The organism is Bacteroidales bacterium, assembly GCA_016709865.1.
Classification (GTDB): Bacteria; Bacteroidota; Bacteroidia; order Bacteroidales; family VadinHA17; genus LD21.
Genome location: JADJLX010000005.1, coordinates 1236911 through 1260805, shown reverse-complemented (window position 1 = coordinate 1260805; position 23895 = coordinate 1236911). Strand labels below are relative to the sequence as shown.

Below are 23895 nucleotides of genomic sequence, written 5' to 3'. Positions count from 1 at the left end.
TCATGGAACAAACTGTTGAAAGTATATTAATATATGGTGCGGCAATCATTCTGTGTGTTGTTGTTATTGTTATTTACCTGCGCAAGAAAACCAAAGAATCCAGGCTTGTTGATGAAAAGATAAAAATTGCAAAAGAGGAGGGTCTTCATGAACCTGTTTCTCTTCATCCTTATGTAGACGTAAACAGTTGTATTCAGACCGGTGCCTGTATTGCTGCCTGTCCTGAAAAAGATATTCTCGGCATCAGGAACGGCAAGGCAACAATAATTAACGCCTCGAGGTGTATTGGTCACGGGGCATGTTTTCATGCCTGTCCCACCGAAGCCATTACTCTGAGAATAGGAACAGAGAAAAGGGGAGTGGAGCTTCCGCATGTCAGCCAGAATTTCGAGACTAATGTCCCGGGGATTTTCATTGCAGGCGAGCTGGGTGGAATGGGCCTTATAAAGAACGCGGTTGAGCAGGGAAGACAGGCAGTTGAAAACATCATCAAGACTTTCAATAAAAACCATAATGCGGATTACGACCTTATAATTATTGGCGCAGGTCCGGCAGGAATTTCAGGAACTCTCACAGCAAAGAAGCATGGACTAAAATATTTACTGCTCGAGCAGGATACCCTGGGAGGAACTGTTTTTACTTTCCCTCGCAAAAAGATAATTATGACTTCACCAATGGACTTGCCTTTGTATGGTAAAATCAAACTGTTTGAGACAAGCAAGTCTGAACTGCTCGATTTGTGGCACACAGTGCTTAATAAAAATGGCATCATTGTTTCGGAAAACTCAAAGGTTGAATCAATTCTGTCAGAAAGCGGAATTTTTAAAGTGACTACTATTAAGGATGAACAATTTACCTCAGCAAGAGTATTGCTGGCAATCGGCAGACGAGGGACACCCCGAAAACTAAACGTTCCGGGAGAAATGAAGGAAAAAGTTGCCTATCGTTTGCTCGAGCCTGAGGAGATTTCGGGAAAACATATTATAGTTGTTGGAGGCGGAGATTCTGCAATTGAATCAGCTTTGCTTCTGGCAGACCAAAACCATGTGATTCTTTCATACCGGAATGAAGTATTCAGCAGAATTAAGCCACTGAATAATATTGCACTTAATAAAGCAGTAGCCGAGGGAAAGCTTGAGTTAAAACTAAAGTCGAATCTATTGTCAATTGAAGATGAGACAATTAGACTTTCAGTTAATGATAACGGAGAGGCTATTGAATTGCAGAACGATCTGGTTTACATCTTTGCCGGAGGTGAATTACCAACTCAATTTCTTGAGAAAGCAGGTATAAAGATCACTAAGAAATTTGGTGAAACGGTTATGAAACATTGAAGCACGGGGCAAGGAGCAAGGAGCAAAGGGCAAAGAGCATAGAGCAAAGTGCAAAGTGCAAAATGAAAAGAGATACCAGATGAACAGGAATGCAATAAAAGTTATACTAGTACTATTTCTTAGTCTGATCTCATTTTTCAGAGCAGAAGGACAGTTGTCTCCGGGTGCGCTTTCAAATGCACATTCGAATCTGGAAGGAATGTCAAACTGTACCCAGTGCCATGTTCTGGGAAATAAGGTATCAAATGAAAAGTGTCTGGTTTGTCATGTTGAAATAAAAAGCAGGACAGATATTAACAAAGGTTACCATTCATCAACTGACGTAAAAGGAAAACAATGCTTTGAATGTCATAGTGAACATAATGGAAAGAACTTTCAGATCATCCGTTTCGATACAACTAAATTTGACCATAATAATACCGGATATTCTCTTTCAATTCCTCATGCAAAGCAGGAATGTAAAGTGTGTCACAATCCAAAGTATATTACAGATCAGAAACTTAAGGAAAAGAAAAGCACATTTCTGGGACTTAAAACGGAATGTCTGACCTGTCATGCAGATTATCATCTCAGAACACTTTCCTCCTCATGTCTGAATTGTCATAAGGAAGACTCCTTTGTTCCAGCTTCAAAATTTAATCACGACAACGCAAAATTTAAGCTTGCAGGAAAGCATAAAAGTGTCGTTTGTGCCAAATGCCATAAAGTAGAAACGGTCGAAGGGAAAAAATTCCAGCAGTTCCGCGGTATTCAGTACAGCAACTGTACAAGTTGTCATAAAGATCCTCATTCAAATCAGTTTGGGCAAAACTGCAGACAATGCCATAGTGAGGAATCTTTTAAGGCAGTGAGCGGTATGAATAACTTCGACCATAACAAAACTGCCTTTAAGCTTGAGGAAAAGCACCTTATCGTGAAATGTAATGATTGCCACAAAACAAAATTCACAGATCCTCTAAAGCATGACCGCTGTACCGATTGTCATTCAGATTATCACAATAAGCAATTTGTTAAGAACGGTGTGGCACCTGATTGTTCTGAATGTCATACTGTTAAAGGATTCACACTGTTCAATTATTCTGTAGAAAACCATAATCTGAACCGCTTCCCTCTTGAGGGATCTCATGCTGCAATTCCATGTTATGAGTGCCATAAAAAGCAGGAGAAATGGAGCTTCAGGGAAATAGGGTTAAACTGCAGGGATTGTCATACAGATATTCATAAGACATATATATCAGCAAAGTATTATCCAGAGGCCAGTTGTATATCCTGTCATAACACAAATCGCTGGACATCAGTGAGTTTTGATCATTCAAAAACTGATTTTAAACTAACTGGTGCTCATGCAGGTAAGGATTGCAGAAGCTGTCATTATAAGAAGGATGTTAATGGTGCTATAAATCAGCGATTTGCCGGATTACCTAAAGATTGCTCAGCATGCCACACTGATAACCATTTTAATCAATTTGAAAAAAATGGAATAACCGATTGTAATGCCTGTCATACCACTGCGAACTGGAAGGCGCCGTTATTCAATCATGATAATACGGCATTTAAGCTCGATGGAAAACATGTAAATGTGGCATGTGCAAAATGTCATAAACCTCAGCAAGAGGGTTCAAAGATCTATGTGAAGTATAAACTAAAAGAATTCAAATGCGAATCCTGCCACTTGTAATATTGCTTTTTATGTTTTTGCTTCCGAAGCAAAAGACTGAGTCTCCGCACGGGAGTGCCTTTAAGGTCAGTTGCAGCACCTGTCATAGCTCCAAAGGGTGGCAGCTTGACAAGGCGATCTATTCTTTTGATCATAGTAAAACAAAACTTCCTCTTATAGGTCAGCATAAAGAGGTTGATTGCAGGTTATGCCATAAGAGTCTTGTGTTTGCTGAGGCAGAGACTGAGTGCAACAAATGTCATACAGATGTTCATCAGTCAACAGTTGGTGAGGATTGTTCCCGTTGCCATACACCTTCTTCGTGGCTGGTAAATAATATTACTGATATACACCAGAGGAGCAGGTTCCCTTTGTTGGGTGCCCACAGAACTGCCGATTGTTATGATTGCCACAAATCAGAGAGTCTGGCACGGTTTGATGTTATCGGAGTAAATTGCATAGATTGTCATCGTACAGATTATCAGGCTACAACAAGCCCGAAACATGCTGAAGCAGGTTTCTCTGAAGATTGTTCAACCTGTCACCCTGTTAACTCATTTCAGTGGGCAGGAGCAGGATTTAATCACAATTTTTTCGCACTTGTTCAGGGACATGCTGCGCCTAAATGTGATGATTGTCACACAACAGGCCGCTATGCCGATGCAAGCCCGGTCTGCAATACATGTCACCTGCCCGACTACAATGCATCAGTTAATCCTGATCATAAAGCTTCCAATTTCCCGGTAACCTGCGAAAACTGCCACACTCTCAGCCCCGGCTGGAAACCGGCCAGTTTTGATCATTCACGTTTCCCTCTCACACTCGGACATTCAGGACCTGCCTGTGCAGACTGTCACAAGGGAGGAAATTATACTTCCACCCCGACCGATTGCTATGCCTGCCATGCTGTTGATTATAATAGCACGACAAATCCAAAACACCAGACACTCGGATTCTCTGTTACATGTACTCAGTGTCATACTACGAATCCCGACTGGAAACCTGCATCTTATGCACAACATGATACAAAATCGTTCCCGATATATTCCGGAAAGCACAGAGGAGAATGGAACTCATGCACAGATTGCCATGCCAATGCATCTAATTATGCACAGTTTACATGCCTTAGCTGTCATGAGCATAACAAGACTGACATGGACAGGAAACACAGGGGTGAGGGAGGTTACTCCTATGACAGTGCTGCCTGCTTTAAGTGTCATCCAAAAGGAAATGCAGACTAAGTAACTATGAAAAAGCTATTTGCAGGATTTCTTGTGTCATTTTTCTGTATCATCCTTTCAGGGCAGACAGTCAAGATCTCCATGTCTGGTCAGGTCTCATTTGTCAGTACCCAGAACATTTATGTTAAGTTTAAATCAACTGAAGGAATTGTTGCCGGGGATACTCTTTTCTCACAGAGAGAAGGACGGTTAATTCCCGCACTTATTGTGAGGAATTTATCTACAACATCGTGTGTGTGTGCACCTCTTTCATCTACTGGTTTTGCAGTTGCGGATCTTGTTATTGCCAGAGTAATTCCTTCCAATCCTAAAATAGAAGAGGCTGTTAATGAATCTGTTGTTAATAAAATAACAACGGTTATTGTCAATGATGATACAACAGAAATTGTAAAAAAAGAGAGCGATTTCAAACAAAAGATCAGGGGAAGCGTATCGGTGAACTCATATTCTGATTTGTCAAACACACCTTCAGGCAATTCCCAGCGATTCCGTTATACATTTTCACTTGATGCGGCTAATATTGCAGACTCAAAGTTTTCATTTGAAACATATCTCTCTTTCAAACATAAAGCCGGCGAATGGCAGGATGTTAAGGATAATGTTTTTAATTCTTTAAAAGTCTATAGCCTCTCTGCCAGGTATAACATTAATAAAAGCACCCAGATCAGTCTCGGTCGCAGGATTAATCCGCGAATGACTAGCATTGGTGCAATGGATGGTATCCAGTTTGAGAAGAATATGAACAAATTCTCATTTGGTGCGGTTGCCGGCTCCAGACCTGATTTTACAACTTATGGATTCGACGCCAGTCTTTTTCAGTTTGGAGCATTCACAGCCTTCAATACTAAATCAGAATCAGGTTATACCGAGACCTCGCTTGCCTTTATGCAACAGATGAATAATTCGAAGACCGACAGAAGGTTTCTGTATTTACAGCATTCAAACACTCTGGTAAAGAATATTTACTTATTCAGCACACTGGAGGCTGATCTGTATCAGCTTAACTCTGATTCGCTGAATGCTAATAAGACTAATAATAATCTTAGTCTTACCGGACTTTATATCTCGCTAAGCTACAGACCTTCAGGCAAACTGTCATTTTCCGGATCATATGATGCAAGGAAGAATGTTATTTATTATGAGACATACAAAACGTTTGTTGACCGGATACTTGAAAATGAACTAAGACAGGGCTTCAGGTTGCAGGGAAGTTACCGGATAACAACAGATTTATCATTCGGAGTACAGGCAGGTTATCGCCTGCTTAAATCAGATCCGCACACTTCCCGGAATATCTATAGTTATCTTTCCTATAACCAGATTCCGGTAGTAGATATTACAGCAACTATTTCAGCAACTCTGCTGGAGTCTGCATATTTAAACGGAAAGATTTACAGTCTGAATCTGAGCCGCGATTTTTTCAAAAGCAAGGTCCAGACAGGTCTCGGATACCGGTTTGTGGATTACAGGCTTCCGGAGAACTTATTGAGTATACCTCAGAGTATAGCTGAAGCAAATATTTCGTGGCAGATGTTTGATAAGATGTCGCTTTCAATAAGTTATGAAGGTACATTCGAAAAGCAGGACCGGTACGACAGGATCTATTTCCAGATCAGGAAACGGTTTTAATAAAAAAGCCGGGAGCAAACCAATACTCCCGGCTTCTTAATTACCTATAAACCAAAACTAAAACTATTTTTCTGATTGCGGATTGCGGAATGCGGATTGCGGATTTAGAAATCCGAAATCGAAAATCCGAAATCCGAAATTCTTTACAATTGATCGTACTCTTTCAGAATGTTCTTAACATCATCCGGAGCAACCCTGCCGTAGGTTTTGTCGCCGACAAGTACAACAGGCGCCAGTCCGCATGCTCCTACACATCTGAGGCTTGAAAGACTGAACTTATTGTCCTTTGTCGACTCTCCGACATTGATCCCAAGCTCTTTCTTGAATTCATCAAGAACTTTCTCAGCACCTCTAACATAACAGGCTGTTCCCATGCATATACTAATCGGGTGTTTCCCTTTCGGGGTCATCGTAAAGAATGAGTAGAATGTTACCACACCATATATTTTGGCAACCGGTACATTCAGTCCTTCAGATACTACCTCCTGAACCTCAGCCGGGAGATATCCGAAATGTTCCTGGCAGGAGTGCAGAACATTAATAAGCTCCTGTTCGTCGTTATTAAAAGATGCGCACACACTTTTTATAAAGTCCACATCTTCTTTTCTTAATTCTATTTTTATACTGGACATAATCGTGAATTTTTGTTGATCAATATTTAAATACTATTTTTTAACTATGATCTTTTTCTTTTTATCAAAATAATGAGTATGAAGAAGATGGTGAGCTTTTTCGCTTCCGGGTTTACCAAGAAACTCATCATATAATTTAACAATGAATGGGTTCTCGTGCGATTTCCGGATTGGCTTATTTCTATCTTCAGCATAGATTGCTTTTGCTCTTGCTTTTATGATATCTGAGTTACCATGGTGCAATGGTTGTCCACCGCCGCCAATGCATCCACCCGGACATGCCATTACCTCAATTGCATGGAAGAGCGATTTGCCTGATCTTACATCGTCGAGCAGTTTTCGTGCGTTTCCAAGTCCGTGAGCAATACCAATATTAACAGGTAATCCGTTAAAGTCAATTGTTGCTGAACGGACACCCTCCATTCCTCTCAGTTCTGTGAAATCAATTCTCTCCAGTTTTTTCCCGGTATAAACTTCATAAGCAGTACGACAGGCGGCTTCTATTACACCACCGGTTGTTCCGAAAATAACAGCTGCACCGGTTGATTCTCCAAGCGGATTATCAAATTCCTCGTCATGAAGGTTTTTAATATCAATGTTCGCCTGCTTTATGAAATTAGCTAGTTCCCTAGTTGAGATTGAATAATCAACATCAGGATTGCCATCAACAGAGAACTCATCTCTCTGGCACTCATACTTTTTAGCGAGACAAGGCATTATTGAAACAACAACCATATCTTTCCTGTCGATACCGATTTTTTCAGCAAAGTATGATTTTGCTATAGCACCAAACATTTGCTGTGGTGATTTTGCGGTTGACGGAACATCTTTAAGATCAGGGAAATAATGTTCAAAGAAATTAACCCATCCCGGGCAGCATGATGTAAGAATCGGAATTCTTGCAGTTGTGTCGCCTTTCAGATGGCGCGATAATCTGTCAAGAAGTTCTGTACCTTCTTCAAGTATAGTAAGGTCAGCAGCAAAATCAGTATCAAACACATAGTCAAATCCAAGAGCCCTCAGAGCTGCAGTCATCTTTCCTGTAACAATTGTACCCGGAGCCATTCCGAACTCTTCACCGAGGGCAACACGTACTGCAGGTGCAGTCTGAACAACAACAGTTTTTGTCGGATCATTTAGTGCTCTCAGAACCTGGGGAACATGATTAACCTCGGTAAGTGCCCCTGTAGGACAAACTGATACGCACTGGCCACAGTAGGTACAGGTCGAATACTCAAGGTTTTGCTCGAAGGCTGGTGCCACAGTTGCCATAAAGCCTCTGTTCACAGCTGAAAGAGCTCCGACAGTCTGCACTTCATTACACATCATTTCGCAACGACGGCACATAATACATTTGTCGAGATTCCTTATAATTGATGGAGATGTATCCTTTCTGTATGTTGAGGTTGCAGCGTATTCCTGACCCGGAATATCTCTAATACCCAGCCTGTGGGCCATATCCTGCAGTTCGCAACTGCCCGACTTGGAGCAGACAAGACAATCTTTCGGATGGTCTGATAAAATGAATTCCATCACTGTTCTGCGTGCATTTAATACCCTCGTTGTATGTGTTTTTACAACCATCCCCGGTTCACATTTTGTTGAACAGGTAGGAGCAAGGTTTCTTCTTCCCTGTACTTCTGCCACACAGATCCTGCAGCCAGCTGGTTTATTTTCAATACCCATGTCATGCAGCTCCATATAACAGAGGGTAGGAATATCAATCCCCAGCTCCCTTGCCGCTTTATATATTGTAGTACCCCCTGGTACTTCAATCTCTTTATTATCAATAGTAAGCTTTATTGTTTCCATTATTTCTTTGATTATCTGATAAATATTGCATCAAACTTACATTTCTCCATACATGCACCGCACTTAATACAGGTTGCAGCATTGATAAGATGAGCCTCTTTTCTCTCACCTGTTATAGCATTCACAGGACAAACCCTTGCGCATGCAGTACATCCGACGCAATTTTCGGCATTAATAACATATTCCATAAGACTCTTGCACTGACCTGCAGGGCATTTCTTGCTGGTAACATGGGCAACATACTCTTCCCTGAAATTTTCGAGCATCGAAAGAACAGGATTTGGAGATGTCTGTCCCAGACCGCAGAGTGAAGTATCTTTAATTACAAGACTCATGTTCTTAAGCCTGTCAAGATCTTCAAGAGTTCCTTTTCCTTCGGTTATCTGACCAAGCAGTTCGTGTAATCTCTTGTTTCCTATTCTGCAGGGTGCACATTTACCGCAGGACTCCTCAACAGTAAATTCAAGAAAGAATTTTGCCATTGATACCATGCAGTCGTCCTCATCAAGAACGATCATAGCGCCTGAACCCATCATTGAGCCGGCAGCTATAAGGTTGTCGAAATCAATAGGAGTGTCGAGGTGTTTTTCTGTGAGGCAGCCACCTGACGGTCCGCCGGTCTGAACACCTTTGAATTTCTTACCGCCCCTTATTCCTCCGCCAATTTCGAATATTACTTCACGGAGGGTTGTACCCATTGGTACCTCTATAAGTCCGACGTTATTTATCTTACCGGCAAGTGCAAATACCTTTGTGCCTTTTGATTTCTCAGTTCCGATACTGCTGAACCATTTCGATCCTTTCAGTATGATGGCAGGGATTGCAGCAAATGTCTCAACGTTATTTACGTTCGTTGGTTTGTTGCGATAACCTGATTCTGCAGGGAAAGGAGGTTTAACTGTAGGTTCGCCCCTCAGACCTTCCATAGAATGTATCAGAGCAGTTTCCTCACCGCAAACGAAAGCACCTGCACCATAGCGCAGAGTAATATCGAAATTAAAACCGGTACCGAAAATGCTATTGCCTAACAGTCCGTATTCTCTTGCCTGGTTAATCGCAATCTTCAGTCTTTCAATTGCCAGCGGGTATTCTGCACGGATATAAATCAGTCCGCTTGATGCACCGATACTGTATCCGCAAATAGCCATTGCCTCAAGTACTGAGTGAGGATCACCTTCAAGAACTGATCTGTCCATGAATGCTCCGGGGTCTCCCTCATCGGCATTACAAACAACATATTTCTCGTCAGATACACTTTTACGGGCCAGTTCCCATTTCAGTCCTGTTGAGAAACCGCCTCCACCGCGCCCTCTCTGGCCTGAATCCTTAATAACTTTAATCACCTCTTCAGGGCTCATTTCGCTAAGAACCTTACCAAGAGCCTGGTATCCGTCACGGGCAATGTACTCGTCGATATTCTCAGGATTAATGAAACCGCAGTTGCGGAGTACAATCCTTAGTTGTTTTTTGAAGAAACCCATGTGCTTTGAATCAGAAATAGATTCCTTGCTTACAGGGTCTTTATATAGAAGTCTGGTAACTTTTCTTCCCTTTATAACATGTTCATCCACAATCTCCTGAGCATCTTCAGGTTTCACCTGTACGTAGAAAGTATTGTCGGGCATTACCTTCACAATTGGTCCTTTCTCGCAGAAACCGAAGCAACCGGTAAGTATGACCTGTACAGAATCAACAAGGCCTTTAGCTTCCAGTTCATCTCTTAAATTGCAGACAATAGCATCACTTTCCGAGGCATGGCAACCTGTGCCACCACAAACCAGGAGATGCATACTGTATTTTGACATAATATTTCCTCCTTATTCTTTAAAGTCTATACTCTGGTAATTGACAGGGATGATACCGTCGACAAGCTCCCCTGTTTTAATATATTTTTCTATGATCTGATCGGCCCTTTTCAGGTCAACAAATCCAAATACTACGGGCTCTTCTCCCGGAAGCTTTACCTCAATTGTTGGTTCTGCATAGCAATAACCCATACAGCCTGTCTGAGTTACAACTGCAGGAATATTTCTTCTTTCGAGCTGTTCCAGGAAAAACTCCATAACGGTTTTTGCACCTGATGCAATACCGCATGTTGCCATTGCAACCTTAACCTGTACAACAGATTCAGGATCAATGGCTTTAACCCGGATGTCCAACCCGCTCTTTAATTCTTCGCGTTTCTTTTTGAGATCCGCGAGTGACGTGATTTTTGACATGCTTTTATTTGTTTAGTTTGTTTTTGATATAAGTAATCGTTCTGTATTATTTGCTTCCTTAAATTTATTCATTTTATTTCTTTTAACTGCATATTTACAGTTATACCTTTTCTTTAAGTTTAAATCCTGACACCTCTATATTTTTCAGGTTTTCACCTATCATATCCGATAGATCTTCAAGTAATTCCCTCTCGCATAATGATGTAATCCCAAGATACTCCTTTGTCTCTGCCGATGAAAAACAGTATTCACCCCTGTCAGTGCTGTGATTGTACCGGAATTCGATTCCCGGATTAGCTGCAATTGAGATGATTAGAACACCAACAATATCACCAAGAGGCTGACGGTCGATATGACGATTTGAAAAAGTTGCTGTTATTCTCGTTCCGTTACCCTGTTCCGATTCTATTTCAAGATTTCCGTCGGTCATTTCTGCATGATATTTTAGCAGCGGCAGCCCGAGTCCCATTCTCCTTCTCGTTCTTGTTGTCACAAAAGGATCAGTAACATTGTCAATAATTTCAGATGGTATTCCTTCCCCGTTGTCAGATACTGTGATTCTGTAAAGATCTGATGACTCCGATTCTGCAATTTTGACAGAGATCTCTGTGGCTTTCGCCCTGATAGAGTTCTGTATGATATCGAGTATGTTAAGCGCCAGAGCTTTCATTCTGTTATTAACTTTCTTCCTTTTAACCCTTTAATTGCCATAAATACCTCTGAGAACGATGGTTTTTCAACCTGTAACATTGTACTTGCCGCACCGATATCTTCGAGGCGGTGAGCATCAGAGTTGCGAACCACACTAAAACCTTTCACCTCCGGATGTAATGATTTAAAAACCTCAGGTGAGTTTGCTCTTGAGATCTCCAGGGCATCTGCATTGAAATCAGAGGGGATAAATCCAAGCTGACTGTAAATGCTGTTCTTCTTTCTGTCGATATGTGCCGGGATGAAAAGTCCTTTCAATGAATGGACAAATATTTCCAATTCACTTATGCTTTTTTTGATAGCATTCAGAAGAAGTTTCTTTTCTTCATAAATAATCATTTCATCCCTGTCTACTTCAACCTGGTAACCGAACTTCGAAGGATCGTTCATTATCTCAGGCAGGTTTTCGTCAAGAAATTCCTGAAATTTGTTGAGTGTGTCATTATTTTCAAAGAACGCGAGGAAGTGTACTTCCTCTTTTGTTGTCACTTCAGCACCCTGCATAACAAAAATCCCTTTGTCGTTTGCCAGTTCTGATATGAGCCTGCAGTGACGTGTTGTGTTATGATCGGTGATGCCGATAATATCAAGGCCCTTCTTCTCAGCTTCTTCTACTATTCTTACAGGACTCATATCCAGATCTCCGCAGGGAGAGAGAACGGTATGAATATGAAGATCTGCTTTGAGAAGTATCATTCCTTTTTCAGTAATTCAAATAAACGTCCGGCAATAGTAAATGTATCCAGTTCTGTTCCCAGTAAGGGGATATTTTCAGTATTGCTTTTTTCAATTGTGTCTTTTTCAGGATCTGCTCCTTTTACAATAATTATTGCAGCGATGTCTTTCAATGATGCAACAGCTATTATATTCTGATGTGTCTGCAGTGTTATCCAGATCTCACCCTCTTTAGCATTACCCATCACATCGCTAAGAAGATCGGATACGTAGCCGCCTTTAATCTCGTTTGACAGACCATTTTGTCCGGAAAGGACCTTCAGGTCAAGATGCTGTATGATATCAGTTATTTTCATCTTCAGCTCCAAGTTTATTACAGTTTTTTTCGAGTCTTTCTTTTCCCCAGATATTGCCTGTTATTCTTACGGCCTGTTCCTGGCTTAGCAGGTTCTGGCTAGTCATCTGCTGCTGTAAAAAGATGCAGTGTGAGACCTGAGCATCTCCCTGTACTATATCTTCAGCAAGCGTCTGGCAATCAGGTGCTCCGCATCCGGCACAGTCAAATCCCGGTAAATAGCACATCAGCCTGCGTTTACGCTCCATCTTCTTCAGGGCGGCAGACAGATCTTCATCAAGTTTCCCCATTGGTCGGGGCTCAATGTTCCCCAGAAATCCATGCTCATTGAGATTCAGAAATCCATCAAGAGGTTTGCGGGTTTTATCATTTTCCCTGGCCTTATATTCTGCTGCACGGTTTTTCAGCCGTTCAACTGTGAGAAATCTGTTTCCACTGATCAGTATGCCACCGGCGCAGCTTTCATCACAGGCTCTCAGTTCAAGGAAATCTATATTGTCAAACTTTTCATTTTCAATATTCTCGAGAAACTCGTTCACATTTTTGATACCGTCAATTGCCAGTGCCCTGCCATTTGAGTGTACAAGTTCTCCGCGGGTAAGGCTCCACAGAATACCCTTGGAACTCAGCAGATCATCTGTCTGAGGAGGTTCTGTTTCGGTATATTTTCGCTGGAGGTAGTTTAGTATTCTGTTATAAAGGAAGTTAATGTTTATTACACCGGTTACTGCAGATTCCACTTCACCGACCGGGCTTTTTACTGCTGCTATTTTTGCAGCACAGGGAGTAGCGTAGAAGAGGCCGATCTCATCCTGCGGTATTCCGCTGCTTTTAAGCTTTTCCCGATAATACATGGCTGACATATCTATTGGAGGATTGACCTTCATTATATTGCCAACCAGTGAAGGATATTTCACCTGGATAAGTCGTACAATCGCAGGACAGTATGATGAGATGAGGGGCCGTATCTTATGCTCGTGCATATATTGTTTGCCTGCTTCAAGTACCATATCCACAGTATTCTCAACCTCGTAAATATGTGTGAATCCAATATCTTTCAGAGCATTGTAAATCCCGGATGTCATTATTTTCCTTGGAAACTGGCCAATGAGTACACTTGGGATGAGGATAACCCTTACAGGATATTTGAAGATCATTTCAAGATCATCCTGCTCAACTCCAATTGCAGAAACCGGACAAGCTTTGTAGCATTCTCCGCAATCGACGCAGCGGTTAGCAAGGATTATAGCTTTGCCGTTTCTGACCCTGATAGCCTGAGTAGGGCAAATTGTCATGCAATGCGTACATCCGATACACAGATCATTATCCACAAAGAGGGCATGATGAAAATCCATATTTTGATTTTTACCTTGCATCGGATTTTAAGAATGTTATAAGTTCAACTGTCGTTCCGTCGCCGGGGATGCTTGAGATTTTCATTGAATCGCTGTTTTTTTTCATATTAGACAAGCCCATTCCTGCTCCAAATCCCATCTCCCTCACCTGTGGTGTTGCAGTAGAGTAGCCCTCCTGCATTGCTTGTTCAATATCGGCTATACCCGGACCCTTATCAGTAATTGTTATTTTTATTTTAGTGTCGTCAATATCCGCATCAATTATACCTGAATAAGCATGAGCTACTACATTTACCTCTCCCTCGTAAAGTGCTATTACAATGCGCTTTGAGATTGAGTGGTCGATGTTAAGCTGACGAAGGATCTTCTTTACGGAACTTGCTGCATTCCCCGCTTTTCCAAAATCACCTCCTGCTATTTTATGCCTGAATTGCATGATTAATAGATTGGTTTAATTCCGGCTTTATAAAGTTCACCTGCTATGTGAAAGACAGAGTGCGGACTCTCTATCAGCATTATATTGTTTTCTTTTGCCAGAGAGATAATATCGTTACCAATTTTCTTATCTCTGGCGAAGATTACACAAGAAATATCAGACATTTCAGCTGTTCTTATAGTCTGAAGGTTTGCCAGTCCGGTTATCAGAATCAGGTTATCCTTCTCAACAGTAAGTACATCGCTCATCAGGTCTGAAGCAAAAGCATATTCTAATGATGGAGATGACTTATCTCCGCAGCAAATCACCTTCCCGTTTATTATTCCTGTTATTTCTGTGACTGTCATTTTATTCTAACGAAATCGTCTCTGTTAATGTTTTGAAGTAACTCCCTATGAGATCTGCTATCAAATTAACGATACAAAGATAAGAAGATTATTGTTAATAAAATAACAATGTTAATAAAATAACAGAAGTTTAAAATTGTTCTAAATAATGTGATAAGAGGCACAAAAAAGTGAAAAAATATTTAAGAACTGACACAGAGTTACACAGAGGCCTTCGCAAGCTCAGGCGGACACAGAGTTACACAGAGAAGTTTCGGGTTATTTGCCCTCCTCTTCGAATTTCTTAAGATTTCTTGAAATGATATTTTCGACGAGCATTGGAAACCTGGGCTGCATGAAGGCGTTAAGTTTTCCGATAGGAGTTAGAACAGAAATAAAATTTCTTTTTGAAATATTCTTAAGGACTGCTTTGGCAACAGATTCTTTTGTCTGGACTCCTTTTCCCTTTCTCGGATTAAGGAGAATCTTTGACCCGTCGGCTGCAATAGTTTCTTTTCCGGGATCATTTTCGGTATAGCCAACATATATAAGTCCAACATGCAGATCATTCTGTTTCTCTTCAATTCTTATCGACTCAGCTATTGCCCTCAGGGCCATTTTTGATGAGCTGTAGGCTGACAGGAACGGAAGTCCCCTGATGCCTGCAAGACTTGAAATGAAGATCAGGCTCCCTTTTGTCTGACGCAGGTATTTTATTGCCGGAATTGTAGGATTCACAGCACTGAGGACATTGCTCTCAAATATTGTTTTAAAGACTTCAGGGTTGAGGTCCGCAAGATTCCCGCGCATAGAGACCCCGATATTATTAATAAGAATATCAATTCTTCCGAATGCCTTTATTGATTCATTTATAAGGGATTTTCCACTTTCGGCTGCTGAAACATCACAACAGATACTTATAACCTTTTCGCTGATCTTTCTGATTTCAGCTTCCGTTTCCTGAAGACGTACTTTATCTCTTCCATTCAAAACAATACTTGCTCCATTTAAAGCAAGTTCCATTGCTATTGCTTTGCCGATCCCTCTGCTGGAACCGGTAATAACGGCTACCTTTCCATGAAACTTTTGCGATTTCATTTTCCGGAACGGATATATTGCATGTCGGGATGAAATTTCAATGCCGTGAAACTATTTGTAAGGGCCATTGCCAGATGCACAAAAAATGCAATCCAGATAGTCCCGGTGGAGAGAGTTAATATGCAAAGTATGAGACCAAGCGGAGCTGCCCCAATGGTTTCCGACATCCCTTTAGGTATATGTGTTGCAGCGTATAATGCTATATTGATGGCAATAGCCGGCCAGATTCCAAGATGCCCTGCGACCGGAAACAGCAGAACACCGCGGAAGAGAAGCTCATATCCAAAGAGATACAGGGCCCAGCCTGCGGCATTTATAATTACAGTTTTATTGGTCCATTTCCTTGCCCTTATCTGAGGATAGTTAACCAGATTTTCAGGTTTTTGTGCACTCATATATGCAACTGGAATAACAACGGCAGAGAGTCCGATAGTCCACAGGAGTGAAGTGAGAGCCGTTTCAGAATTCCAGGTCAGACCGAAGGAGTCCAGTGAATATCCCGGAAGAAAGATAAGGCAAATTACCAATGGGAAAACACCCATGGAAACGAATCCGGTGACTCTGTTGAAAGTGATATGATTTACAGATGCCTGATCAGGTTCATTTTTTAAATAGAACCATTTCTTAAAACTCTCTGATTTGGATATGAACCAATAAATTGAGAAAAAGACCAGAGCTAAAACTATGGGCAAGAATGCATAGATGTCGTCCTGCTGCCACGACAAATCAATTTTGAACAGATTCAGCATGTTTTTTTTGATTATTCAGGTATCCATTCTGGATAAACCAGTTATAACAATCACTAATGGCCTCTTCTATTCTGGTTTGAGGCATATTGAGTTCCTTAACTGCATCTTCGCAGGAAACAAAATTATCTTCAACCGATATTCTGGCCATAGGATAGGTGAGGAGTGGCGGTTTTTTCAGAATTATTCCCGAAATATCACCCAGATATCCAAAAGTTTTGACAAGCCATCCTGAGACTCTAATCTTTGGCTCTTTCTGTCCGACGATCCGCGCAACTTTTGAGAAGAAAACCTTATATGATAAATTCTCATTGCCGGCAATATAGCACTTGCCTATCTTCCCCATATGCAGGCTGTTGGCGACAGCATTTGCCACATCTCTGGTATAAACAAAATTGCGGCCTCCTTTTGTATAAAACTTAAGTTTCCCTGAGGCCAGTGTCTGGATCATCCTTCCTGAGCCTGGTAATGAATCAAACGGACCGATCATGAAGGTGGGTAAAATAGCCAGGGCAGGCAAGCCTTTCTGCTTCACTGCATCCATAACCAGGTTAAGGGCAATAAATTTAGAATCGATATAATCCAGTCCATATTTTGCGCCGGGGAATTCATACTTGCTGTCGGTGGAGCCACACTGGACATTTACCGAACTTCCGGAACCAATATAAATAAACCTTTTAATCTTATTTTCCAGGGCTGATGCGATTATGTTTTCAGTGCCCTCAATGTTGATTCTCCTGACTTTTTCGGAGCGTGCAGGCCACACATCAGTTGCAGCTGCAGCATGTATGATAATATCATGACCAGGTACAGCCTTGTCGATAGTATCTTTCTGAAGGATACAGCCGTAGTATTTCGTGATATTCAGACCGTCGAGGGTGGTGGATTTTGAAGAAGGATGAATGAATACGCTCACAACATAATTCTGCCCGATGAGAATCCTTACCAGATTACTCCCAAGCATTCCATCTCCTCCTGTAATCAGAACCTTCATAAGTGTCAGATTTCTATTGTGTTTTAGGTAAATGGAAATCCTTTTTTGATCGGTTTAGCATTAATCAAATTTATGGAAATTCCGATAGAATCCAAAGTTTTTAGGAAATAATTTAGGAAAAGAGTCACCTCAGCTTTCTGAACTCAGAACCAGGTTTCCATTCAGGAAAATAATCTGAGTTGGCAAGCCTGTAACCTGCAAAGAAGACCAGTCTTGCATCTTCCGCAATTCCATTCAGATCCCAGTTGTCAGGTTCATAATTGTCAGCAGGACGATGATATTTATTATCGATATAATCTTTTTCCATTTTTGCAGTCCACTCTTTTCCGTGCTCACGACTCTCAACATTCCCCCTGGCAAAAGCCGATGGCACACCTTTTTTAGCAAAAGGAAAATGATCGGACCTGAAATACATACCAGTATGGGAGTTGGGATCACCTGTTACATACCGATCCTGTCGGGCAGCGCCTTCACTTATCATTTCATCAAGGTAAGACTGACCGAAGCCTGTTATCATAACGTCTTTCATCCGGCCTAATGGCAGCATCAGATCGTTATTAAAACAGGCCACTGTCTTTGCCATCGGAAAAGCAGGATTTTCGGTATAGTAAGAAGAGCCCAGCAATCCCTGCTCCTCGGCAGTTGGAAACAGAATAACAACTGATCGTTCAGGGGGATTTTTCAAACCGGAGAATGCCTGACCGATTTCAAGAGCCCATGCCATTGATGTGCCATTATCCACTGCCCCGTTATAAATAGAGTCTCCGTTCTCTTTTTCCCCAATTCCGAAATGATCCCAGTGAGCAGTATATACTATGCATTCATCTCCCCTTGCTGTACCCTTCAGTACCCCTGCCACATTTGTTGATGTGTTGTATCTGATTTTATTTTGAATTGTAAATGAGATCTCAGAATTCATTTCAAATCCCCTGAAGTCCTTTTTACAGGCTTGTTCTCTAAGCTCCTTCACGCTATAACCGATTAGATTGAATAGGGAGTCTGCCGATTCTGCTGACAGCCAGCCTGTGAATTCGCAGAGAGTTTTATTACTGTCGGCTCTCTGCATGTACAACCTCGGTGAAATGGAGCTCTTTCTCTGAATTGTGTATTTATAACCTGAACCTTCGTCTTCATGAATAATGAGAACTCCCCGAGCGCCCTGTCTGGCAGCTTCTTCAAATTTATATGTCCAGCGGCCATAATAAGTCATCTCTCTTCCCTTAAAATAAGTAGTGTCACCGGTATATAACCCAGGATCATTTATCATTATAACAACAGTCCTGCCTTTTACATCCAATCCGTTGTAATCGTTGCGGTTGTACTCAGGAGCAACTATGCCGAAACCTGCAAAGACCATTTCGGATTTACTTATTGATATATTTTCAGATTGCTGTGGAGAGGTTACAGCAATATCGTCAGGTGCATTCAGAGAGATTGCTTTAATCCCTGACTGGAAATTTACCTTACCCTCGACCGCGGAGCTGATCTCCACCATTGGTACAGGCTGAAAATATGATCCGTTGAAAGCTGGCTCAAAACCTATTTCTTTCAGCTGATCTGCAAGGTAGTTTATTGTAATTTTCTCACCGGGAGTGAATGGTTTTCTGCCCATGAATTCATCCGATCCGAGTTTGCTGACATACTTCTGCATATCGGCAACAGTAATGCTGTTCTCGCCTCTTTTCAGATCATAATTACTACAAGAATACAGCATTATAATACTGCACAAAACATAAGGTAGGTTTTTCATCTTAACTTTTTTTTTAACCACGGAGAGCACGGAGTTTCACGGAGTAAATCTCCCATTCACCCTTTCTCCCCTCACCCCTTCTCTTTTCTTTACTTCGGTCTCCGGTCTTCGGTCTCCCGTCTCCCGTCTTTCACCTCAGAACCACATTGCCCACAAGCACTCTACCGCTCTTCCAGAATCCCCTGAAGTAAGGATTATCTGTAATGTAAACAACTTCACCTGATCCGATATTCTCACTGCCGATAACAAGGGTATTCTTTATTTTATCCTTATACTTGAATCCGGCAAAGCCTGAAACAGGTTCTTTTTCAAGGATATATCCTATGTTGCTACCTGTTGTCAGGTATGGATAACCGGCAGTACGTTTCATTATGAACCACTCTTTACCCAGACCGAAGGCGTACGGATGAGTATCATCAATCTTTACTTTATAGATACTTCCTGCTGAGCGATCGGAAAGAGAATATCTTCTTTCAGCTTCATACTCATATTTTTTAAGAAGAGTAGTATCGTCACTTTTCACCTTCTTCTCAGCAGCTTTCTGTTCTGCAGTTCTTGTTTCAATCGCTTTTGCAAGGGAAGTTGTTTTCTCACCTGCAAACACAGACATGGCGTTTTCAAGTGCTATAACCCTTCCTCCGTGTTTGACAAAGTCTAATATTGTGTCTTTAAGTTTTGTATAAGAACCTGAAGTTAGAATAAGTATCTCATAATCATTTAAGTCTGCGCTTTCTGCTGTTGTAGTATTTATTAGTGTCAACGGGTAGTTAAGTTCATTTTCAAAGAAGTACCAAAGCTCTCCGACTGAGCTTGATGAAGTTCCTTCTCCGCAGAGAAGTGCCACTGATTTTTGTTTCATAAGAGGGGAGTAACCAGATCCAAAGTCTTTGCCGGAGTCAACAAGTCCGGTTGTTGTAGGAACCAGTTTAACCTGACAGGTATTAGCTGCTTCGGTGATGATTTTATCAAAATCACCGGCAAGTTGCTTATTATCACCTCTGGTCACAATAATACTTCCACGGTTGAAGCTGTTTCCATTAAGGGAGAACGGTTTGAGGGAGTATCTTAGTTTGACCTTTTTGTTATAAAGAGCTGCTACAAATTTCAATTCATCAAACCCCTGGTAATTTGCAACATAGGCGTATGTTTCTGCTTTTCCGGGAGCGTTTACTATAATTTTCTGTCCGACTTTTCCTGTATCTGCTGCGATTTTTTCTGTCAGAGCAAAAGCTTTCAGGTTATAAATATACGGAAGTGCCCAGGCTGTGAGGTCATAGCTTAAAGAGTCTGTTGTTCTGCTGTCGGGCTCAAACAATACCGACATAAAATGTGATTCGGGCTGGTATGCACTAATAAGGATGTCTCCCTTTTCAATCGTTACCTCACCTTCTTTATTAGAAGAATAATCAAAACCTTTGAATTTCTTACCGTTGTTTCCGGCATAATTATACTGGATCTGATTCTTGTCGAACAGCTGTAACAGACTTGTTATATTGGATTTCTCATTAGTACCTTTTATAATAACAGATTTGTACTTGAACGTAGGGTTTTTTGTGTTATCTTCAAAATACTTATTAAATTCTGTTACAAGTTTTTCCCTGTTATCATATGAGACTTTAAGTGTAGCCATTGATGATGTGAAGTGTCCATCAATTCTTTCTGTCAGGGTAAGCGTATCGCCTGATTCCTGTTTGTAAGCCAGACCGGAAACACCTCCTCCTCCCTGTTCAATAGTGAATCCCATTGCGCCATTAAATATTGGCCAGGTATCGCCATAACTCGGATAGAACAGATCGAAATTCTCTTTTGTGAAATAGAGTCTGAATTTTTCATCGAAAAGTTTTGCATTACCTCTGCCCATGAGCTTGTGAAATTCTTTCTGCCATGGTGTTATTACATCATGCCATGGATCGGCTCCGGGTGCAAAGAAGAAAGTTGATTCAGGACCCATTTCATGAAAGTCGGCGTGAACCTGTGGCATGAACTGACGATAAAGGGCAAGTCTCTGCTGCGTTTCAGCCTGTGTCTGCCAGGTCCAGTCGCGGTTAAGATCGAACATATAATGATTAGAACGTGCCCCGGGCCATCCCTGATTGTGCTCGAGGGCATTTACATCGGGATTAATTGTCTTACTCATCGAATTCCTGTACCTGTTAGTGTAGAGTTCATGACCATCAGGATTCTGGCAGGGATCAATAATGATTATGCTGCTTTTCAGGTAATCTGTAACGCCGTTATAGTTTCCTGAAACTAAAGTGTATAGTGTTTTCATCGCAGCTTCCATTCCAACTGCTTCATTTCCATGTACATTATAGCTCATCCAGATAAATGGGATCTGTTTCCCTGTAAACTCACCCTTCATCAAGCCTGTTTTTATCAGGTTATTCTTTCTGTATTCTTCAAGTTTTGAAAGATTCTCTTCTGCAGAAATGAAACATACTCCAAGCGGTCTTCCTTCATAGGTTAAACCATATTCACGATACTCAGCCAGCGGAGATATTTCAGCTATATATTTAAAGTATTCGACTGCCTTATGGTGATAAGTAAATTGTGTCCCGAGTTCATATCCGAGGAATTCATCGGGAGATTTAATTGTCTGTGATTTTAAGCCCGGAATCATAAGCATTGAAACCAGGAAAGCCAGAAGCATCCTTTTCATATTTTTCTAATTGGTTTGAGGGGGATAAATATAAATTTAAATTTCTTATTTTTGCCACCCTATACCGAATAATCACATTATTAACTGACTACTTATGAAGAGAGCATTTACATTACAGAATGTTATTATAATAATCTTATCATTTTCCATTAACTCACACTTCGTTATTGCTCAGATGCCCCAGCGAAGTGTAAGCCAGGTGGCAGTTTTGGGATGGAGTGATGACTCTCATTATATAATAAGGACATTTGATTCGGATAAAAACCTTGTAACTCAGAGTGTTGATATTAAGACAGGTAAAGGAACAGTTATCCCTGCAGTTAAGTCAGACAGGGAGCTTCTTGTACAATCTCTTCCTCAGGGTATAACTCTTGCAATGACTGATGCTGTAAGTCAGGATGCAAAAAGAGCAGTTATTGCAAAAGAAAATGATCTTTTCTTTTTTGCTGTGGGAGACAAAGAGCTCCGCCGACTAACCAGCGATAAGGAAGCTGAAGTTAATGCGCGGTTTTCACCCGATGGGAAAATGATAGCCTATACCAAAAAAATGGATCTCTATGTTTTTGATATTGATGCCAATAAAGAGATCAGGATCACTTCGGATGCTACAGATAAAATATATAACGGATATGCCTCCTGGGTTTATATGGAAGAGATCCTCGGAAGAGCCAGCCGTTATGCTGCATTCTGGTGGTCACCTGACGGGAAGAAAATTGCTTACCTGAGAACTGATGATACACCTGTTCCGGTTTTTACCCTTAACAGGCTTGATGAACCAGATGGTATTCATGGTCTTATTGAAGCTACTCCATATCCAAAACCCGGTGACCCCAATCCGAAAGTAAAAATGGGTATTGCGGATATTTCAACGATTAAAACTGTTTGGGTTAAGACAGATTATAATACAGACCAATATATTGCCTGGCCATTCTGGACGCCCGACAGTAAAAAGCTTGCTATTCAGGTACTTAACCGCGATCAGAATGATCTGAAGATAATTCTGGCTGATCCCGAAACAGGTGATTTCTCTCAGATATACAATGAAACACGGAAAACCTGGGTTGAATTCTATGAAACAACCTATGTTATGGAAAATGGTACAGGATTCATTCTGAAAAGTTATAAAAACGACTGGGAGAATCTTTATTATTATGGCTGGAACGGTCAACTTATTGCACAATTAACGAATCTGGACTTCAGAGTAAACAGTATTGAGAGAGTTGATGAAACGGCTAAAGTAGTTTATTTCACAGCTACTGGTAACGAATCAACTGATAATCATGCGTTCCGTGTAGGTCTTGATGGCAAAAATCTGCTTCAGATAACAAAAGGTGACGGGACTCACAGCATAAGTATCTCACCCAAAGGCTCATATTTTATTGATACATGGAACAGTATCTCAAGTACCGGATCAATTGTTGCATACAATAAAAGCGGAAAGCTGCTGAAGGAGATTTACAGGTTTGAACAGCCGGTCTTTGATGCTTCAAAGAATTCCAAAGCCGAATTAGTTAAGATAATGACATCTGACGGACTATTCAATATGCCTGCAATTATTACCTACCCTGTTAATTTTGATCCTTCGAAAAAATACCCTGTAGTATTTGCAATTTACGGTGGTCCCGATTCAAAGAATGTAGCAAACAGATGGCCGGGTAATGTTCCATCGTGGAATTCGCTGAATGGGATAATTACTTTTACTGTTGATCATCGCGGCTCAGGTCAGTTTGGCAAAAAGGGACTTGATTATATGTATCGTAACCTGGGAAAATGGGAGATCCTTGATTACGCAGATGCTGTAAAGTGGCTCAGGGAAAAACCTTTTGTTGATGCTGCCAAGATTGGTATTACAGGAAGTTCATACGGCGGATATATGAGCTGTCTGGCTCTTACAAAAGGTGCTGACTACTGGACACACGGGTTTGCAGGATCATCAGTTACTGACTGGCGTTTGTATGATAATGTTTATACAGAAAGATATATGGATACTCCTCAGGATAATCCTGAAGGCTACAGGGAGAGTTCGACACTTACATTTGTTAAGAACTACAAAGGGAAATTATATATGACCCATGGTGATATGGATGATAATGTACATATGCAGAATTCCATTTATCTTATCTCACGACTCGAGGATGAAGGCAAAAAGTTTGAGTTTATGATGTATCCGGGCGGGCGTCATGGATGGGGCGGAGCCAAGGCTTTTCATTCGAGAAATGAGCAGAATAGCTTCTGGATGAGGAATTTCTTCGGAAAGTAGAGAGAA

The 23895-nt window shown here is 41.2% G+C and carries 20 protein-coding genes; 5 read left to right on the top strand and 15 right to left on the bottom strand.

From position 1 onward, the window contains the following. The first annotated feature begins 2 nt into the window (after positions 1-2). The 4 genes from IPJ16_13815 to IPJ16_13800 all read left to right on the top strand — a co-directional run bounded on the left by IPJ16_13815 (position 3) and on the right by IPJ16_13800 (position 5861). Entirely contained in the window at positions 3-1334 is a 1332-nt protein-coding gene (locus IPJ16_13815; GenBank protein MBK7628249.1) for an NAD(P)-binding domain-containing protein, read from the top strand. Positions 1335-1413: 79 nt separating this feature from the next. Continuing rightward, a complete protein-coding gene (locus tag IPJ16_13810) occupies positions 1414-3012 on the top strand; it encodes a cytochrome C (protein MBK7628248.1) in 1599 nt (532 codons plus the stop codon). Positions 3013-3023: 11 nt separating this feature from the next. Beyond that, complete coding sequence (locus IPJ16_13805) at positions 3024-4232, top strand: hypothetical protein (protein MBK7628247.1); 1209 nt, start codon at positions 3024-3026, stop codon at positions 4230-4232. A gap of 6 nt (positions 4233-4238) precedes the next feature. After that, positions 4239-5861 (top strand): hypothetical protein, encoded by a 1623-nt coding sequence (locus IPJ16_13800; GenBank protein ID MBK7628246.1) that lies wholly within the window; start codon positions 4239-4241, stop codon positions 5859-5861. A gap of 143 nt (positions 5862-6004) precedes the next feature. On the opposite strand, the gene nuoE is transcribed toward IPJ16_13800, so the two are convergent. The 15 genes from nuoE to IPJ16_13725 form a co-directional block, all read right to left on the bottom strand. Continuing rightward, positions 6005-6493 carry an NADH-quinone oxidoreductase subunit NuoE gene (gene nuoE / locus IPJ16_13795; GenBank protein MBK7628245.1) on the bottom strand — a complete coding sequence of 163 codons (489 nt, stop codon included), beginning with the start codon at positions 6491-6493 and terminating at the stop codon, positions 6005-6007. A gap of 33 nt (positions 6494-6526) precedes the next feature. Continuing rightward, positions 6527-8305, bottom strand: a complete 1779-nt coding sequence (locus IPJ16_13790; protein MBK7628244.1) for an iron hydrogenase small subunit — start codon at positions 8303-8305, stop codon at positions 6527-6529. Positions 8306-8316: 11 nt separating this feature from the next. Beyond that, complete coding sequence (locus IPJ16_13785) at positions 8317-10110, bottom strand: 4Fe-4S binding protein (protein MBK7628243.1); 1794 nt, start codon at positions 10108-10110, stop codon at positions 8317-8319. Positions 10111-10122: 12 nt separating this feature from the next. Then, complete coding sequence (locus IPJ16_13780) at positions 10123-10524, bottom strand: (2Fe-2S) ferredoxin domain-containing protein (GenBank protein ID MBK7628242.1); 402 nt, start codon at positions 10522-10524, stop codon at positions 10123-10125. A gap of 100 nt (positions 10525-10624) precedes the next feature. After that, complete coding sequence (locus tag IPJ16_13775; protein MBK7628241.1) at positions 10625-11194, bottom strand: ATP-binding protein; 570 nt, start codon at positions 11192-11194, stop codon at positions 10625-10627. Further along, a complete protein-coding gene (locus IPJ16_13770; protein ID MBK7628240.1) occupies positions 11191-11928 on the bottom strand; it encodes a PHP domain-containing protein in 738 nt (245 codons plus the stop codon). Before IPJ16_13770 ends, IPJ16_13775 begins: the two co-directional genes overlap by 4 nt. After that, positions 11928-12266: a serine kinase gene (locus IPJ16_13765; GenBank protein ID MBK7628239.1), complete on the bottom strand. Its 339-nt coding sequence runs from the start codon at positions 12264-12266 to the stop codon at positions 11928-11930. The genes IPJ16_13770 and IPJ16_13765 overlap by 1 nt, the downstream gene beginning before the upstream one ends. Further along, positions 12253-13620 carry a 4Fe-4S binding protein gene (locus tag IPJ16_13760; protein MBK7628238.1) on the bottom strand — a complete coding sequence of 456 codons (1368 nt, stop codon included), beginning with the start codon at positions 13618-13620 and terminating at the stop codon, positions 12253-12255. The genes IPJ16_13765 and IPJ16_13760 overlap by 14 nt, the downstream gene beginning before the upstream one ends. A 10-nt stretch (positions 13621-13630) precedes the next feature. Further along, positions 13631-14056, bottom strand: coding sequence for an anti-sigma regulatory factor (locus IPJ16_13755; GenBank protein ID MBK7628237.1), 426 nt, complete (start codon positions 14054-14056; stop codon positions 13631-13633). 2 nt (positions 14057-14058) lie between these two features. After that, positions 14059-14403, bottom strand: coding sequence for a hypothetical protein (locus IPJ16_13750; protein MBK7628236.1), 345 nt, complete (start codon positions 14401-14403; stop codon positions 14059-14061). A gap of 258 nt (positions 14404-14661) precedes the next feature. Beyond that, the gene (locus IPJ16_13745; GenBank protein MBK7628235.1) at positions 14662-15480 is read right to left on the bottom strand and encodes an SDR family NAD(P)-dependent oxidoreductase; all 819 of its coding nucleotides are present in this window, start codon (positions 15478-15480) and stop codon (positions 14662-14664) included. Continuing rightward, on the bottom strand, positions 15477-16229 hold the full coding sequence (locus IPJ16_13740; GenBank protein ID MBK7628234.1) for a CPBP family intramembrane metalloprotease: 753 nt from the start codon (positions 16227-16229) through the stop codon (positions 15477-15479). The genes IPJ16_13745 and IPJ16_13740 overlap by 4 nt, the downstream gene beginning before the upstream one ends. Continuing rightward, positions 16207-17220: an NAD-dependent epimerase/dehydratase family protein gene (locus IPJ16_13735; GenBank protein ID MBK7628233.1), complete on the bottom strand. Its 1014-nt coding sequence runs from the start codon at positions 17218-17220 to the stop codon at positions 16207-16209. The genes IPJ16_13740 and IPJ16_13735 overlap by 23 nt, the downstream gene beginning before the upstream one ends. Positions 17221-17344: 124 nt before the next feature. After that, positions 17345-18970, bottom strand: coding sequence for a M28 family peptidase (locus tag IPJ16_13730; GenBank protein ID MBK7628232.1), 1626 nt, complete (start codon positions 18968-18970; stop codon positions 17345-17347). Positions 18971-19100: 130 nt separating this feature from the next. Then, positions 19101-21629, bottom strand: a complete 2529-nt coding sequence (locus tag IPJ16_13725; GenBank protein MBK7628231.1) for a zinc carboxypeptidase — start codon at positions 21627-21629, stop codon at positions 19101-19103. Positions 21630-21723: 94 nt separating this feature from the next. On the opposite strand from IPJ16_13725, the gene IPJ16_13720 reads away from it, so the two are divergent. Continuing rightward, positions 21724-23889: a DPP IV N-terminal domain-containing protein gene (locus IPJ16_13720; GenBank protein ID MBK7628230.1), complete on the top strand. Its 2166-nt coding sequence runs from the start codon at positions 21724-21726 to the stop codon at positions 23887-23889. Positions 23890-23895 lie beyond the last annotated feature (6 nt).

What these genes read in the sequence shown, in the direction of transcription:
- IPJ16_13810 (MBK7628248.1), top strand. Translation starts at nt 1,414, where the DNA reads ATGAACAGGAATGCAATAAAAGTTATACTAGTACTATTTCTTAGTCTG.
- IPJ16_13745 (MBK7628235.1), bottom strand. Translation starts at nt 15,480, where the DNA reads ATGAAATCGCAAAAGTTTCATGGAAAGGTAGCCGTTATTACCGGTTCC.
- IPJ16_13755 (MBK7628237.1), bottom strand. Translation starts at nt 14,056, where the DNA reads ATGCAATTCAGGCATAAAATAGCAGGAGGTGATTTTGGAAAAGCGGGG.
- IPJ16_13765 (MBK7628239.1), bottom strand. Translation starts at nt 12,266, where the DNA reads ATGAAAATAACTGATATCATACAGCATCTTGACCTGAAGGTCCTTTCC.
- IPJ16_13780 (MBK7628242.1), bottom strand. Translation starts at nt 10,524, where the DNA reads ATGTCAAAAATCACGTCACTCGCGGATCTCAAAAAGAAACGCGAAGAA.
- IPJ16_13775 (MBK7628241.1), bottom strand. Translation starts at nt 11,194, where the DNA reads ATGAAAGCTCTGGCGCTTAACATACTCGATATCATACAGAACTCTATC.
- IPJ16_13815 (MBK7628249.1), top strand. Translation starts at nt 3, where the DNA reads ATGGAACAAACTGTTGAAAGTATATTAATATATGGTGCGGCAATCATT.
- nuoE (MBK7628245.1), bottom strand. Translation starts at nt 6,493, where the DNA reads ATGTCCAGTATAAAAATAGAATTAAGAAAAGAAGATGTGGACTTTATA.
- IPJ16_13730 (MBK7628232.1), bottom strand. Translation starts at nt 18,970, where the DNA reads ATGAAAAACCTACCTTATGTTTTGTGCAGTATTATAATGCTGTATTCT.
- IPJ16_13785 (MBK7628243.1), bottom strand. Translation starts at nt 10,110, where the DNA reads ATGTCAAAATACAGTATGCATCTCCTGGTTTGTGGTGGCACAGGTTGC.
- IPJ16_13750 (MBK7628236.1), bottom strand. Translation starts at nt 14,403, where the DNA reads ATGACAGTCACAGAAATAACAGGAATAATAAACGGGAAGGTGATTTGC.
- IPJ16_13790 (MBK7628244.1), bottom strand. Translation starts at nt 8,305, where the DNA reads ATGGAAACAATAAAGCTTACTATTGATAATAAAGAGATTGAAGTACCA.
- IPJ16_13760 (MBK7628238.1), bottom strand. Translation starts at nt 13,620, where the DNA reads ATGGATTTTCATCATGCCCTCTTTGTGGATAATGATCTGTGTATCGGA.
- IPJ16_13735 (MBK7628233.1), bottom strand. Translation starts at nt 17,220, where the DNA reads ATGAAGGTTCTGATTACAGGAGGAGATGGAATGCTTGGGAGTAATCTG.
- IPJ16_13805 (MBK7628247.1), top strand. Translation starts at nt 3,024, where the DNA reads ATGTTTTTGCTTCCGAAGCAAAAGACTGAGTCTCCGCACGGGAGTGCC.
- IPJ16_13725 (MBK7628231.1), bottom strand. Translation starts at nt 21,629, where the DNA reads ATGAAAAGGATGCTTCTGGCTTTCCTGGTTTCAATGCTTATGATTCCG.
- IPJ16_13800 (MBK7628246.1), top strand. Translation starts at nt 4,239, where the DNA reads ATGAAAAAGCTATTTGCAGGATTTCTTGTGTCATTTTTCTGTATCATC.
- IPJ16_13720 (MBK7628230.1), top strand. Translation starts at nt 21,724, where the DNA reads ATGAAGAGAGCATTTACATTACAGAATGTTATTATAATAATCTTATCA.
- IPJ16_13740 (MBK7628234.1), bottom strand. Translation starts at nt 16,229, where the DNA reads ATGCTGAATCTGTTCAAAATTGATTTGTCGTGGCAGCAGGACGACATC.